We start from the raw sequence: 15,365 nt of genomic DNA on the forward strand, positions 1-15,365 counted from the left end.
TGTGACCACCGCGCACCCGCTGTGGAAGCGGACGCGGCGGACAGGATATGGATGGGGGCATGAGCGACAACGGGGGAGCCCGCAGCGGGCCTGACCAGCCGACGAGCTTCGAGCTGCGGCCGCCCGGCCCTCCCGCCGCGGTGCCGCACCCCGGCAACCCCTACGCGGCACCCACCCAGGTCGCACCCGTGTCCCAGCGGGTGCCCGCTTCCCCCGCCCCCGGGGGCTCCGCGCCCCCCGCGCCGGACGGTGCGGGGCGGTCCCCGTCCGCACCGGCGGAGCCCGGCGCCGGGCGGCTGATCGGCGGGCGCTACCGGCTGGTCTCCAAGCTGGGCCACGGCGGCATGGGCACCGTCTGGCGCGCGCACGACGAGACCGTGGACCGCGAGGTCGCCGTCAAGGAACCGCGCGTCCCCGACCACCTCCCGGAGCGGGAGCGGGCCAACGCCTTCGAGCGGATGCGCCGCGAGGCCCGCGCCGCCGCCCGCCTCGACCACCCGTCCGTGGTCGACGTGCACGACGTGACCGTGGTCGACGGCCGGCCGTGGATCGTGATGGAGCTGGTGCGCGGCCGGTCGCTGGGCGACGCCCTCCAGGAGGGCACGCTGAGCGCGCGGGAGGCGGCCCGGATCGGCCTGGAGGTGCTCGGCGCGCTGGAGGCCGCGCACGCCGCGGGCATCCTGCACCGGGACGTCAAGCCGGACAACGTGATGCTCGGCCGCTACGACCGGGTCGTCCTCACCGACTTCGGCATAGCCCTGACGGAGGGCGAGACCAACCTCACCGACACCGGCGGCTTCGTCGGCTCGCCCGAGTACATCGCCCCCGAGCGGGTGCTCGGCCAGCGGCCCGGCCCGGCGAGCGACCTCTGGTCGCTGGGCGTGGTGCTCTACGCGGCCACCGAGGGCGTCTCGCCGTTCCGCCGCAGCAACACGCCCGCCACGCTCCAGTCGGTGCTCAACGCCGTGCCCGCGCCGCCCGCCTCCGCGCAGGGGCCGCTGGCCGAGGTCATCACCGGACTGCTGGAGAAGGACCCCGCCCGCCGTCCCGACGCCGCCCGGACCCGCGCCCTGCTGGAAGCCGCCGCGAACCCTCCGGACACCTCGACGACCCGGCCGGCCCCGGTGCCGCCGCCGGCCCCGGCCCGCCGGGGCTTCCGGCCCGGCCGCGGGACGTGGCCGGCGGTGGGCGCGGCGGTCGTCGCGGCGGCGGTGGCCGGGTACCTCCTGCTCGCCGACCCGTGGGCGGGACCGCTGCCCGACGGGTGGAAGCGGCACGACCTCGGGGGCCGGACGGGGATGGCCCTCGCCGTGCCCGGGGTGTTCACCAAGCTGGAGCACGAGGAGGACTGGGACGGCACCACCGAGGTCTTCACCGACCCCAGCGGCATGGTGACCGTCGTCGTCGACCGGGACGTCAAGGCCGACGACGAGGACGACAAGATCCCCGGCACCGCCATCGCCAAGGCGTGGGCGGAGTGGGACATGTTCAAGGACGGCGAGTACTCCCGGAACATGGCGGACGAGCCCGCGCCGCGGGGCGAGCCGAAGGAGCGCACCCTCGACGACCGCAAGGCGGCCGAGAACACCGTCTCGTACACGACCACGGACATGCGCGAACCCCGGCAGCGGGAGCTGCGGGTGGTGTACTACCGGGCGGGCAACGGCGACATGTACCAGGTCGCGATCGACTACCCCGGCAAGGGGTACTTCGCGGACGAGGGCCGGAGCATCGCCCGCACGGTGATCGACAACTGGGAGATCACGAAGCCCTGAGCGGCCGTTTCCGGCCGCGCCCGATCCGTTCCGGCCTCCTCCGGGACGCTCCGGCGCCGGGCCGGAGCCCGCCGCGGGACCCGGCCGCCCGCCGCCGGTCCCGTCCCCTCCGGCGGGCGACGCGCTGATCGGCGGCTTCCTCGCCGGCGAACACTGGCGGGGTGCGCGGGTCCCGTGAATCGCATTACCCACGGGTACACAAAGCCCTCCGTCCGGCATACCCTGCGGCTCATGACGGACGCGCAGGCACAGGAGATCCCCGGCACGGACATCCCCGGCACCGGCACCGCCGCCACCGGCGCGGCACCGGCCGGGACCAACCCCCTCGCCCCCGCCCCTGCGGGCGCCCGCACCGCCGCCGACGTGGTGACGCCCGCCCTGGTCGCCCGGCTCACCAAGGACGTCCTCGGCTCCGGCCGCACCGCCAACCACACCCCGTACACCGGGGAGAAGCTGGCCGACCTGCCGGAGTCGGCCCCCGGCGACGTGGCCGCGGCCTTCGCGCGGGCCCGCGCCGCGCAGGGCGCCTGGGCCCGGACACCGGTGCGGCGGCGCGCCGCCGTCCTGCTCCGCTTCCACGACCTGCTCCTCGAACGCCAGGCCGAGGTGCTCGACCTCGTCCAGCTGGAGACCGGCAAGGCCCGCACGCATGCCGCCGAAGAGGTCCTGGCGGTGGCGCTGGAGGCCCGGTACTACGGCCTGCGCGCCCCCGCCCACCTGCGGCCCCGCCGCCACACCGGCGTCCTTCCCGGGCTGACCAAGGTCACCGAACTGCGCCACCCGCGCGGCGTCGTCGGCCAGATCGCCCCCTGGAACTACCCGCTGGAGCTGTCGGTCGGCGACGCCCTCCCGGCGTTCGCCGCGGGCAACGCCGTGGTGATGAAGCCGGACACCGAGACCTGCCTCACCGCCCTGTGGGCGCGCGACCTGCTGGTCGAGGCCGGACTGCCCGCCGAGGTCTTCCAGATCGTGCTCGGCGAGGGCCCGGTCGTCGGCCCCGAGATCGTCCGGCACGCCGACTACGTCTCCTTCACCGGCTCCACCCGCACCGGGCGGGAGGTCGCCCGGGGCGCCGCCGAACGCCTCGTCGGGGCCTCCCTCGAACTCGGCGGCAAGAACGCCATGCTGGTCCTGGAGGACGCCGACATCGAGAAGGCCGCGATGGGCGCCCTCCGCGCCTGCTTCTCCTCGGCCGGGCAGCTCTGCATCTCCATCGAGCGGCTCTACGTCCACGCCTCCGTCGCCGACGCCTTCGTCGAGCGCTTCGCCGCCCGCACCCGCGCCATGCGACTGGGCTCCGCCCTCGCCTACGGCGCCGACCTCGGCTCGCTCGCGGGACCCCGGCAACTGGAGGTCGTCGTGCGGCACGTCGAGGACGCGGTGCGACAGGGCGCGAAGGTCATCGCCGGGGGCGTGGCCCGCCCCGACGCGGGCCCCTACTTCTACGAGCCGACCATCCTCGACGGCGTCCGGGAGCCCATGGCCATCTGCTCCGAGGAGACCTTCGGGCCGGTCGTATCGGTGTACCGCTTCACGGACGAGGAGGAGGCCGTCGAGCGGGCCAACGCCACGCCGTTCGGCCTGAACTCATCGGTCTGGACCCGGGACGCCCGGCGCGGCCACGCGCTCGCCGCCCGGCTGCGCACCGGCACCGTCAACATCAACGAGGGGTACGCGCCCGCCTACGGCAGCGTCCGGTCGCCGATGGGCGGCATGAAGGACTCCGGGCTCGGCCGCAGGCACGGATCCGAGGGCATCCTCAAGTACACCGAGTCCCAGACCGTCGCCCACCAGCGGCTGATGCAGCTCGCCCCGGCGTTCGGGATGGACGACGCGCAGTACGCCCGGCTGATGAGCGGCAGCCTGCGGGTGATGAAGGCGCTCCGCGTCCGCTGAGCGCCGCCCCCGTCGGGAGTCCGCCCCTCCCGCAGGGAGCCCCGCCGGCCGTCCGCCGCCGTCCACCGAGGAGAACACGTGTCGCAGGAGAAGTCCGGCCGGGACCGGGACCCCTCAGGGGCCCCGGAGGGGTCCGCCGGCATCGGCGGGCCCGGGGACGGCCACGCGTACGACTACGACGTGGTGGTCGTGGGCTCCGGCTTCGGCGGCTCGGTGTCCGCCCTCCGGCTGGCCGAGAAGGGATACCGCGTCGGCGTCCTGGAGGCGGGCCGCCGCTTCACCCGGGAGACCCTGCCGAGGAACTCCTGGGATCTGAGGAACTATCTGTGGGCCCCGCGGCTCGGCATGTTCGGCATCCAGCGCATCCACCTGCTGGGCAACGTCATGGTGCTGGCCGGCGCGGGCGTCGGCGGCGGCTCCCTGAACTACGCGAACACCCTCTACGTACCGCCCCGGCCGTTCTTCGAGGACCCCCAGTGGCGGGACATCACCGACTGGCGAGAGGAGCTGGCGCCGTACTACGACCAGGCCCGCCGGATGCTCGGGGTCCGCCTCAACCCGACGATGACCCCCTCCGACGTGCACCTGAAGGCCGCCGCCCAGCGGATGGGGGTCGGCGACACCTTCCACATGGCACCGGTCGGCGTCTTCTTCGGCGACGGCGAGGACGCCGACGGCACCGCGCGGGCGAGGCCGGGGGAGCGGGTGGCCGACCCGTACTTCGGCGGCGCCGGGCCCGAACGCCGGGCCTGCACCGAGTGCGGCGAGTGCATGACCGGCTGCCGCCACGGCGCGAAGAACACCCTCAACGAGAACTACCTGTACCTCGCGGAGCGCGCCGGGGCGACCGTCCACCCGATGACGACGGTCGTCTCCCTCACCGACGACTCGCGCGGGGGCTACGCCGTCACCACCCTGCCCACCGACCGCGGGCGCCGGGGCCGAGGCCGAGGCCGAGGCGGGGGCAGGGGCGGGGGCAGGGGCGCGGGCCGGGTCTTCACCGCCCGCCGGGTCGTCCTCGCCGCCGGGACCTACGGCACCCAGACCCTGCTGCACCGCATGAAGCGGAGCCGGCGGCTGCCCGGGCTCTCGGACCGGCTCGGCGAGCTGACCCGCACCAACTCCGAGGCGCTGGTGGGCGCCCAGACCGACGACCGCCGCTACCGCAGGGCCACCGGCGGGACGGCGGGGCCCGACTTCACCCGGGGCGTCGCCATCACCTCCTCCGTCCACCCGGACGCCGACACCCACATCGAGCCCGTCCGCTACGGCCGGGGCTCCAACTCGATGGGCGGGCTGTCCATCCTCCAGGTCCCCTACGCCGGGCCCGACGCCCCGGGAACCTCCCGCGTCCTGGGATTCCTGGGCAACGCGGCCCGGCACCCGCTGCGGGTCCTGCGCTCGATCTCCAACCGCAAGTGGTCCGAGCGGACCATCATCGGCCTGGTGATGCAGTCCCTGGACAACTCCCTGACGACCCATCTGAAGCCGTCGGGCGTCGGCAAGGGGCTGCTCACCGCCCGTCAGGGCCACGGCGCGCCCAACCCGAAGCAGATCAGGGCCGCGACCGAGGGCGCCCGGGCCCTCGCCGCCGAGATCAACGGCTTCGCCGGGTCCAACGTCGGAGAGCTGATGGGCACCCCGCTCACCGCGCACTTCCTGGGCGGCTGCCCCATCGGCGCCTCCCGCGAGAGCGGCGTCATCGACCCCTACCACCGGCTCTACGGGCACCCCGGCATCTCGGTCGTCGACGGCTCGGCGGTCTCCGCGAACCTGGGCGTCAACCCGTCGCTGACCATCACGGCGCAGGCCGAACGGGCGATGTCCTACTGGCCGAACAGGGGCGAGGCCGATCCGCGCCCGGCGCAGGGCGCGCCGTACGCGCGGCTGGCCCCGGTCGCCCCGAGATCCCCGGCGGTGCCCGAGCGGGCGTTCGGCGCGCTGCGGCTGCCGTTGCTGGGGATGCCGGTGGTGCCGCCCAGGGAGTAGCGGTGGCCGCCTCCCCCGGACCGCCCCGTACGTTCCGGGCCCGTACGGCAGAAGGACCTGCGCCCCCCTCCGAGCGCAGGTCCTTCCCGTTCCGTGGCCGTGCCGGGCGGTCAGCCCAGGGCACCGGCTCCGCGGCGGCGGGCGGTGAGCACCGCGCCCGCGCCCGCCAGCACCGCGAGTCCGCCGGCCAGGCCGATCACCGGCAGGCCCGAGCCGGTGCCGGTGGCGGCGAGGGAGCCCTGGGGCAGCGCCGAGATCCCGCCCTGCGGCTGCTTCACCGTCGGCCCGGCACCGGTGCCGGGACGGGTGCCGTTGGGCTGGGCGGTGCCGGGGTCGGGGTTGCCCGAGCCCGGGGCGAGGACCTGGAAGTCGTACTGACCCCAGCCCTCCGCGAGGCACGACTCGCCCTCGACGTCGTCCAGGTAGGCCCCGGCGCCGAAGGTGTAGGCGTCACCCGCGGGGGCCCCGGCGCCGACGGAGACCCGCAGGTCGACGGTGGTGGTGGCGCCCGCCTTCAGCCCGTCCGTGAAGAGGAAGTAGTCACCGGCCCACTCGTCGTCGCCGATCCGCTGCCAGGCACCCGTCCCCGGCTCGCGGAACTCCAGGGTCACGTGCGGGCTGAGGTACTCGGACTCGGTCAGCTCGTAGTTCTCCACCTCGGCGTAGAACGCCACCTGCCGGACGTCGACGGCCGACCGGTTCGTCACGACGAGCTGGAACGGGTGCCGGCCGTCGCCCGCGACGATCCGCCCGGGCAGGCCCCTGACGTCGGCGGACACCTTGGCGCTCGCGTAGTCCTCGTCCAGTTCCTCGCAGTAGGGGACGTCGGGGAGCTCCGGGTCCTCCGGGTCGGCGGGCGCGGTCGACTCCGCCGGGCCGGAGGGCTCGGCGGACGGGGACGGGGCCGAGGTGGTCGGCGCGGGAGTGGTCGGGGTGGCGGTGGGCGTGGTGGAGGCGTCCGGGGTGGCGGTGCCGTCGGTGTCGTCCGTGCCGTCGGTCTCGCCGCCGGTGGTGTCGTCGCCGGTGCCGTCCTCCGTGCCCTCGGTGTCGCCCGGGCCGCTGTCGGTGCCGTCCTCGCCGTCCTCGCCGGAGGGGGCGCCCTCCTCGCTCGGGGAGGCGGTGCCCTCGCCGGTGGCCGGGGGTGTGTCGTCGTCGGCCGCGGTGTCCCCGGCCGTGCCGGGGGTCTCGTCCCCGGTGGCCAGGATGGTCGCCGCGGGGGACACCCCGCCGGTGGCCAGGGCGGCCGGGGCGGAGGCGAGGGCCAGCGGGGCGATGGCGGACATCGCCGCCACGGTGACGGCGGCGCGGCGAAGCTTCATGTGGACCTCGTGACATCGGTCGTACCGCGGCCTCGCGGTACGGGGCTCCGAGGAGGTCCCGCCCTCGGACACGGCGGACCCCGGGACCGGACTGTTCCAGTGGTTCGGCCTGTTTGATCAGCGAGCCCGGCGATTGGTTGTTCTCACCTCACAGAATTCTTATGTGGCGTGCGTCACAAGGGGGCGCGGGGGTGGGGGTGGGTGTCTCGTGGGGTTGCGCCGGGGAGGGGCGGGGGCGCGGGTGGCGCCGGGGTCGGGCGGGGCGCGCGGGGCGGGGCGCGGGACGCGCGGGGTGCCGGCTCGGGGCGGTTCCGGGCGGGCGAAGGGCCCCAGTGGACGGGTGCCCACCGGGGCCCTTCGTGTGCCGCACCGGGGCGTCAGGACGCGCCGGTGCCGGGACGGCGCTGGGGGGAGGATGCGCCGCCGGTCTTCGGGTTCCGCGGAGGTGCTCCGGAGCCGCGGTTCTCCGGCCCCGGGCCGTGGCCGTGGCGCCGGCCGTGGCGAGCGGGTCACGGTGTACGGGGCTCGGACGGGGGAGCGGGGACGGCGATGCGGTGTGCGGTCCGCGGTGTGCGGTGTGCGGTGGAGACCGGGTCCGGTCCGGGGCGGGACGCTCCCGACGGTCGGCCCCGGGCGTCCCCGGAGCCGGCCGTTCCTGGGTGACCGGGCTGCTGTCCCCTGCCGTCCGGTCACTTCCTGGGGCGAGGTCCCACGACGCACGGTGCGATCCGCACGTCTCATCGCCCCAGCGAGCCACGCGTGGTTCTTTTCGGGCCCGCCCCTGGCTGGCACGGACATCGGGACCAACGAACCGGTCGGGTGCCGGTCACGCTCCGTACGAGTGAGAGCGCGCCCGAACTCAGTTACGACGCCTCCGGGGCGCGGGGCGGGCGCCGTCCGGCCCGCACCCACCCCGGCGCCCGGCCCGCCCCGGCCTGCCCCGGCGTCCGGCCCCCGGCCCGGCCCGGGGAAGGGCCCGGGATGAGTTCCGGGTGCGGGAGAGGGCGCCGTCCGGCTGCGGCTGCGGCTGCCGACGCGGACGCGGACGTGGGCGTGGGCGGGGTTGCTGCCCGGCCCCGCCCCGGACCACCCCCCCCGGCCCGCCCCAGCGCGCCCCGCGCTCAGATGCGCCCCCGGCTCAGCTCCAGCAGCGTCATCGCGAGGGCGGTGCCCGGCCTGCCCAGCGCGGTCCGGTAGTGGTCGAGGATCTCCATCTCGCGGGAGAGGTTCACCCGGCGGCCCCCCGAGGTGATGCGCGCCTCCTGGATGACGCCGGAGACGGCCACCCGTTCCTGGATCAGGCCGATGATCCGGTCGTCGAGCGCGTCGATGCGCTCCCGGGCGCCGTTGATCAGCCCGGCGGCCTCGGTGGTGCGGGCGCCGGTCGACTCGGCTGCGGCCCGCCCGGCGGGCACGGAAGGCGTCGCGGCGGTGCTCCCGGCCCCGGAACCGTTCCCGGAGGCGTTCTCCGGGCCGGTCGTGGGGCCGTCCCCGCCGCGGGCGGCGTTCGCGCCGTCGTTCCCGGGGGCGGTGGCGTTCTGGTTCTCGGTGGTCACGGTCATGGCGGGGCTCCTCGCTCGGGGCGGTGCCCCGGACCCGACACGGCCGGAGACGACAGGCGCCCCGGGCCTTGTCGGCCCGGGGCGCCTGGGAAGTCGCTTGTCAGTTGCTCAAGCAGCACGACCATGGCAGCCGGTGGGCCGGTTGCCATAGGTAAACAGGAAGGTCTGGTGCGTGAGCATGGGCCCAGTATGCCGCGCGAGGACACCGTGTCCAAGCCGGTTCGGATCGTGAGACGTGCGGGTCCGCCGGGCGCCCGGGCCGCCGCGCCCGCCCGCCTCGGTAGAATCGGAAGCACAAGCCCCCAGCCCGACCGCCGGAAGGCCCCCGTGTCATCAGCGACTCCCGCTGCCGCCGCCCCCGAGACCGTTCTGGTCGTCGACTTCGGCGCGCAGTACGCCCAGCTCATCGCCCGTCGCGTCCGCGAGGCGCGGGTCTACAGCGAGATCGTGCCCAGCTCCATGCCGGTCGCGGAGATGCTCGCCAAGAACCCGGCGGCCATCATCCTCTCCGGCGGCCCCTCGTCCGTGTACGAGCAGGGCGCCCCGACCGTCGACCGCGCCCTGTTCGAGGCGGGTGTCCCCGTCTTCGGCATGTGCTACGGCTTCCAGCTCATGGCGCTGGCCCTGGGCGGCACCGTCGACAACTCCGGCGCCCGTGAGTACGGCCGCACCGCGCTGACCGTCTCCAAGCCGTCGTCCACCCTCTTCGAGGGCACCCCCGCCGAGCAGTCGGTGTGGATGTCACACGGTGACGCCTGCTCCGCCGCCCCCGAGGGCTTCGCCGTCACCGGTTCCACGGACGTCGTCCCGGTCGCCGCCTTCGAGAACGACGAGAAGCGGCTCTACGGCGTCCAGTACCACCCCGAGGTGATGCACTCCACGCACGGCCAGCAGGTGCTGGAGCACTTCCTGTACCGGGGCGCGGGCCTGAGCCCGGACTGGACCACGGGCAACGTCATCGAGGAGCAGGTCACGGCCATCCGTGAGCTGGTCGGCGACAAGCGCGCCATCTGCGGTCTGTCCGGCGGCGTGGACTCCGCCGTCGCCGCCGCCCTCGTCCAGAAGGCCATCGGCTCCCAGCTCACCTGCGTCTACGTCGACCACGGTCTGATGCGCAAGGGCGAGACCGAGCAGGTCGAGAAGGACTTCGTCGCCGCGACCGGCGTCCAGCTCAAGGTCGTCGATGCCAGCGAGCGCTTCCTGAACGCGCTGGCCGGGGTCTCCGACCCCGAGGAGAAGCGGAAGATCATCGGGCGGGAGTTCATCCGCGTCTTCGAGCAGGCGCAGGCCGAGATCATCGCCGACGAGGGCCCCGCCGTGGAGTTCCTCGTCCAGGGCACCCTCTACCCCGACGTGGTCGAGTCCGGCGGCGGCACCGGCACGGCCAACATCAAGTCCCACCACAACGTGGGCGGGCTCCCCGAGGACCTGGAGTTCCGGCTCATCGAGCCGCTGCGCCAGCTCTTCAAGGACGAGGTCCGCATGGTCGGCCAGGAGCTGGGCCTGCCGGACGAGATCGTCCAGCGCCAGCCCTTCCCCGGCCCCGGCCTCGGCATCCGCATCGTCGGCGAGGTCACCAAGGCCCGCCTCGACCTGCTGCGCGAGGCCGACGCCATCGCCCGCGAGGAGCTGACCGCCGCCGGTCTCGACCGCGAGATCTGGCAGTGCCCCGTGGTGCTGCTCGCCGACGTCCGCTCCGTCGGCGTCCAGGGCGACGGCCGCACCTACGGTCACCCGATCGTGCTGCGCCCGGTCTCCTCCGAGGACGCGATGACCGCCGACTGGTCGCGGCTGCCGTACGACGTGCTGAGCCGGATCTCCACCCGGATCACCAACGAGGTCGCCGACGTCAACCGGGTCGTCCTCGACGTGACCTCGAAGCCGCCGGGCACCATCGAGTGGGAGTAACCCCTGCGGGGGTTTCCCGGCGGTCCCTGAGCGAGGGGCTCCCGGGGTGACCCGGGGGAGCCGGTCCTTGGCGGCCGGTTCCCCCGGGTCTTCCGCGTTCCGGGCCCGCGGCGGACGCTGGGCCGGATGCCGTTCCGGACGCGTTCCGGACGCCCGGCGGAGGTGCCGTGGGGCGGGTGGAACGCGTGGGACGGACGGGCGGGGCCGGGGCACGGGTGGGGACCGGCGTGCCGGGTGGGCGCGTGGGGCGTGGTTCGCGCGGTGTCAGGTGCGCCGGACCGTGCGCAGGGGTGCGCCGGGCCGCCAGATCTGGATCACGAGGCACTGCTCGTCGGCACGGGTCCGCACCACCTCCGTCAGCTCCGCGCGGAAGAGGTGGAACGGCTCCGGCGGCTCCACCTCCTTCACGTATCCGCCCTTGGCCGCCGGGTCCTCCACCTCGACCGTCCGCCCGCTGATCCGGACGTCCCCGCCGCCCATCGCCGTGCCCTCGCCCGTATTGGCCTGGAAGGCGAAGCGCGGATCCCGGCGCAGGTCCAGCGCCTTGGCCGAGTCCGGCATCATCCCGAACCACATCTCGCCGTCCCAGAACCGCACCTCCATCCCCGACGTCCGGGGCGAACCGTCACTCCGCAGGGTGGCCAGCGTGTGATGGGTGTACGCGTCGAAGCGCGCCTCGACTGTGGCGGCCAACTCGGGCTCGGCCGCGACGAAGTCCGCCCAGCGGGCGGTGGTGCTCGGTCTCATACGCCGAGTCTCGCGCCGAATCCCGACACCCTCTGTCGCGTATACGCCCGGATGCGGGACGTCGGGGGGCAAGAGGGGTGACGGGGGTGACGGCGGGGGCTCGGCCGGACGCCGAGGCGGACGGGAACGGCCCGGCGCGGGCCTGGCACGGCTCCGGCGCGGACCGGAGCGGTGCTCCCGGCACGGCTCCGGCGCGGACCGGAGCGGTGCTCCCGGCACGGTGCTCGCGGGGCACGGACACGCGGAGGTGGGATGCCGGGGAATGCGGTGCCGTGCCGAAGTGGCGGGGCACCGACGCTGCCGGGCCGCTCGGGGAACCGGGGCACGGCGGGAGACGCACCGCCGAGGCGGTGGCAACGGGCGGTGGCCACGGGGACGGGTGGCGGCGGAGCGCCGACGGAGCGGGGCCGACGGAGCAGGCGCCGACCCGGTGGGCGTTGAGAGAGCGGGGGCCGACCGGACGGCGTCGACCGGGTGGGCGTTGAGGGAGCGGGGGCGACCGGGCGGGTCGACGGAGCCGCTCGCCGAGGGGGCGGGTTCCCAGGGCACCTGCGGGGGTGGGTCCTCGGGCACCCGACGGGGAGGTGGTCCGGGGCAGGCGCGGTGCCGACCGTCGTGCATGTCGGGGGAAGTGCCGATCAGAAGCCGCGGAGCACGGCTGCCTTCGTTCTCGTGAACTCCTCGTCCGTGAGCACACCGGCGCGATGCAGTTCACCCAGTTCCCGCAGCCGCCGCAGCAGCACGTCGTGATGCGCCGCCGACGCGGTGTCCTCCGCCCCGGCCATCGGCGCGGGCGCCGACGCGGATGCCGAGGCGGGCGTGGGCGCCGTCCCCCTCGCCCGGGGCGACTCGGCCACCCCGGCCGGGGACACTCCCGGAGCGGGAGAACGGACCACGCCCGGCTCCGGGCACGGCGACGCCGCCGACTCCTCGCACGTCGAAGAACCCCGACGGGGCGACGGAACGGGCGCCGAGTCGTCGAGCGGCCCCGGGAGCGCCATGTGCGCCACGGGCTCCGCAGCCGTGTCGGTCGCGTCGGTCACGTGGGGCCGTCCCGCGCCCGGCGTCGGCGCCGCGCCCGGCGTCGGTCCCATGGCCGGCATGGGGCGCGTGTCCGGCGTCGGCCCCGTGCCGGACGTCGATCCGACGCCCGCCATGGTTCCCGCGCCCGATTCGGCCTCCCGCACCGGCGCGGCGGACCCCGGGAACACGGCCTCGCCCTCGCGCGACGGATGCGGCAGCCGCGCGGTGACCGCCGCCGCGACCAGCGCCGTCAGCAGATCACGGCGGGGACTGCCCCACAGGTCCAGCGCGAGGGGGTCCTTCTTCGGCGGCAGCCGCCCGTGCCGCTCCGACTCCCGGGTGACGAAGCGCAGGAAACCGTTCCGCTGAAGTGAGTTGGGCACCCACTCGACCCGCACCAGCTCCCCGGCCCCGATCACCAGCGGCCCGGTGGCGCGCTTGCTCCGGGCGGAGGTGTCGGCCCAGTCCATCCGCACCCGGGTGCCGTCGAAGGAGACCGTCCCGTCGGACGACCGCACCGACACCGGCACCGGCGGCCCCGGCAGCAGATACTCCCCGGCCGGCTCCTCGGGCACCCCGTCCAGCAGCAGTGCCCGGCGGACCTCGTCGACCAGGTACTCCGCGACCCCGGCCCGGTCGGCGTCCACCACCAGCCGGTACGGGTCCGCCGCCTCGGGCAGCCGCCCGCCCGTCGTCTGAAGCAGGGGGTCGGCGCCCTCGCGCAGCCGCAGGCTCAGGCGCCCGCCCCGGCCGTCCGAGGCGAAGGCGATGCCCGCCACCGCCGTCAGCGGCACACGGATCTCCCCACAGGTCCGGCGGAACAGAGACACCGAGCGGTGGAGCCCCGGCGTGATCCGCACCGAGCTTCCGTCGAAGGCCCAGGTCCCGTCACGCTGGATGATCGCGGTCATGGAGGAATTGTGGCAGCCGGTCAACACGACGGCGGGCACATCACCCGGCCTGAGCAGAGGCGACCGGGGGCGCCGAACACGAAGGGTGCGGTATGCGGCACAATTCGCTGTCATCCCAAGGTACTTGGAGAATCCGTCGAGGGCATCGGGCCGGACGTGGCGCGGTGGTGCGGGCGGTTGGTGACGCAGGGTTCGGGAAGGCGGGCGTCGGGCGTGGCGGTGCAGGAGGCGAGACACGGCAGTGGCTCGGACGGGGACAGGTACGAGGCGGCACACGGAGGCGGCTGCGCCTGCGGGGACTGCCCGCACGGCGCCCGCGAGGGGCATCGCCGCGCGGTCGCCGCGTTCCTGCTCCGGCGCGACGAGTTCGCCGCCGGGCAGGGACTCCCCGCCGCGGTCGCCCACTCGGCTTCCGCCTCCCGGCAGTGGGTCTCGGAGGAACTGGCCCAGTCCGCCGACCTCGTCGCCGAACGCGCCCGCGCCGAGGGTGCCGCCTGGCTCGCCGGGCTCCGGCGCCGCACGGTGGGCCTGGTGTGGGCCGTGGTCGTCGCGCTGCTGCTGACGCAGGCCCTCACCGCCATCGGCCCCGGCTGGACGGCGGCACGCACCGCCGGACTCGCCGCCGCCCTGGTCGTGGCCGGCGCGCTCACCGCCGCCGCCTGGTTCCACCGGGCGCGCGGCGGGGCGCTGGCTCCGGTAGTCGGTGAGGACAACCGCCTCTCCACCTCCCGCGCGGTGGCCGTCGCCTGGGTGCTCTTCGTCGCCTACGCCGTTCTCGTGCTCGTCGGACAACTGGCCGCCGCCTCCGGGCACGCCGAGCGGGACGCGCTGATCTCCGGTCTCGAACTGGCCCGCGGCGCCGGCGCGGTCACCGTCCTCGCGGTGGTGTGCGGCATCGCGGTCCTGGTGCGCCGCGTGGTCGGCCTGCGTGTCCTCGCGCAGCGCCTGCAGAAGATCCGCGCCGACCGGCCGCGCGCGGCCGACCTGCTGACCGACGACGCCGGGCGCGGCACCTTCGCCGACATCCAGTACGTCGTCATCAGCGCCGTCGCCCTCGTCTTCGCGGCGGTCCGGCTGGCCCGGCGGCCGGAGCAACTGCCCGACCTGCCCTGGGGCCTGGCCGTGGTGGTGCTCATCTCGGCGGCCACCTACCTGGCCGGCAAGTACGCCGAGGGCGGCCGCCCGGTCATCCTCTCCGTCGTACGGTCCCGGGAGGCGGGCGACCTGGACGCCCCCATCCGCACCGGCGACGACATCGAGATCCGCGGTGCCGGATTCGTCCCGCCCGGTGCCCAGCGCGCCGACCGGCTGGCCCGCATGGTCGTCCGCATCGGCACCGTCAACGTCCATGTGCCACTGGTCCCCGTACCCGGCGGCTTCAGCAACCCCGCCGACGACCTGCTGACCGTGCCGGTCCCCGCCGACGTCGAACCGGGACGCGTCGACGTCCAGGTGGTCACGGGCGCGGGCGTCGAGACCAACCGCTACGCCATCGACGTGACCGACTGACCCCACCGCCCCCCACCGGCGGTCCCTCCGCCCCTTCACCGGCCCGCCGGGCACCCACCGGCGGGCCCGGATCGGAAACCGCCCCACCCGTACCGAGCACCGCCCGCGCCCCGCACGTATCGTCGGATCGCGGCGGCCGGTCCGGCGGGCGAGAGGCGACTGACGACGATGAACCACGACACGCATACGGGCACCCACTCCTTCCGTGGCGGTGGCGGCGGTGGCTTCGGCGGTGCCGCCGACGGGGGCGGGGGATGGCGGGCCGGTGTCTCCCGGTACGCGCTCCTCCCGCTGCGGATCTTCCTCGGCGTCACCTTCCTCTACGCGGGCCTGGACAAGCTCACCGACAGCGCCTTCCCGAAGGACTCCGGCGCCGGCTCCATCGGCGACACCATGCGTGCCGTCCGCGACTCCTCGGCCATCCCCGCCCTTGTCGACCTGGCCCTGAAGAGCCCGCCCGGCTTCGCGTACGCCATCGCCCTCGGTGAACTGGCCGTCGGCATCGGCGTCCTGCTCGGTCTGCTGACCCGCCTGGCCGCGCTGGGCGGCGCGCTGATCTCACTGAGCCTCTGGCTGACCGTGAGCTGGGCCACCGACCCCTACTACTACGGCAACGACCTGGTCTACCTCATGGCCTGGCTGCCTCTCCTCCTCGCCGGAGCCCCGGTGCTCTCCCTGGACGCGGCGCTGCACCGGCGCCGCCGCCGACGCCTGCCCGGCGTCTGA

At 75.2% G+C, this 15,365-nt stretch carries 9 protein-coding genes and 2 pseudogenes; 6 read left to right on the plus strand and 5 right to left on the minus strand.

Annotated elements, in window-relative coordinates; all coding sequences use genetic code 11:
- Positions 1-59: 59 nt before the first annotated feature.
- The 3 genes from GTY84_RS16505 to GTY84_RS16515 all read left to right on the plus strand — a co-directional run bounded on the left by GTY84_RS16505 (position 60) and on the right by GTY84_RS16515 (position 5,660).
- A complete protein-coding gene (locus GTY84_RS16505) occupies positions 60-1,775 on the plus strand; it encodes a serine/threonine-protein kinase (RefSeq protein WP_161227035.1) in 1,716 nt (571 codons plus the stop codon).
- A 231-nt stretch (positions 1,776-2,006) separates the two neighbouring features.
- Positions 2,007-3,671, plus strand: coding sequence for a succinic semialdehyde dehydrogenase (locus tag GTY84_RS16510; RefSeq protein WP_161227036.1), 1,665 nt, complete (start codon positions 2,007-2,009; stop codon positions 3,669-3,671).
- Between the two features lie 78 nt (positions 3,672-3,749).
- The gene (locus GTY84_RS16515; protein WP_161227037.1) at positions 3,750-5,660 is read left to right on the plus strand and encodes a GMC family oxidoreductase; all 1,911 of its coding nucleotides are present in this window, start codon (positions 3,750-3,752) and stop codon (positions 5,658-5,660) included.
- Between the two features lie 110 nt (positions 5,661-5,770).
- Here GTY84_RS16515 and GTY84_RS16520 read toward each other — a convergent pair whose 3' ends face one another.
- Complete coding sequence (locus tag GTY84_RS16520) at positions 5,771-6,979, minus strand: cell wall protein (RefSeq protein ID WP_161227038.1); 1,209 nt, start codon at positions 6,977-6,979, stop codon at positions 5,771-5,773.
- A 1,121-nt stretch (positions 6,980-8,100) separates the two neighbouring features.
- Positions 8,101-8,394, minus strand: coding sequence for a chorismate mutase (locus tag GTY84_RS33885; protein ID WP_345943464.1), 294 nt, complete (start codon positions 8,392-8,394; stop codon positions 8,101-8,103).
- Positions 8,395-8,868: 474 nt separating this feature from the next.
- On the opposite strand from GTY84_RS33885, the gene guaA reads away from it, so the two are divergent.
- Positions 8,869-10,449 (plus strand): glutamine-hydrolyzing GMP synthase, encoded by a 1,581-nt coding sequence (guaA, locus tag GTY84_RS16530; RefSeq protein WP_161227040.1) that lies wholly within the window; start codon positions 8,869-8,871, stop codon positions 10,447-10,449.
- Positions 10,450-10,713: 264 nt separating this feature from the next.
- Here the strand turns inward: guaA and GTY84_RS16535 are convergent, their stop codons facing one another.
- The 3 genes and pseudogenes from GTY84_RS16535 to GTY84_RS16545 all read right to left on the minus strand — a co-directional run.
- A complete protein-coding gene (locus GTY84_RS16535; RefSeq protein WP_161227041.1) occupies positions 10,714-11,196 on the minus strand; it encodes a pyridoxamine 5'-phosphate oxidase family protein in 483 nt (160 codons plus the stop codon).
- A 638-nt stretch (positions 11,197-11,834) separates the two neighbouring features.
- Positions 11,835-11,954, minus strand: a pseudogene (locus GTY84_RS16540) (SHOCT domain-containing protein); the annotation flags it as partial.
- A 468-nt stretch (positions 11,955-12,422) separates the two neighbouring features.
- Positions 12,423-13,130: pseudogene (locus GTY84_RS16545) on the minus strand (DUF4429 domain-containing protein); the annotation flags it as partial.
- A gap of 213 nt (positions 13,131-13,343) precedes the next feature.
- On the opposite strand from GTY84_RS16545, the gene GTY84_RS16550 reads away from it, so the two are divergent.
- Positions 13,344-14,639 carry a hypothetical protein gene (locus GTY84_RS16550; protein ID WP_161227042.1) on the plus strand — a complete coding sequence of 432 codons (1,296 nt, stop codon included), beginning with the start codon at positions 13,344-13,346 and terminating at the stop codon, positions 14,637-14,639.
- 168 nt (positions 14,640-14,807) lie between these two features.
- Complete coding sequence (locus tag GTY84_RS16555) at positions 14,808-15,365, plus strand: DoxX family protein (protein ID WP_161227043.1); 558 nt, start codon at positions 14,808-14,810, stop codon at positions 15,363-15,365.

Source organism: Streptomyces sp. SID8352 (assembly GCF_009862265.1).
GTDB lineage: Bacteria > Actinomycetota > Actinomycetes > Streptomycetales > Streptomycetaceae > Streptomyces.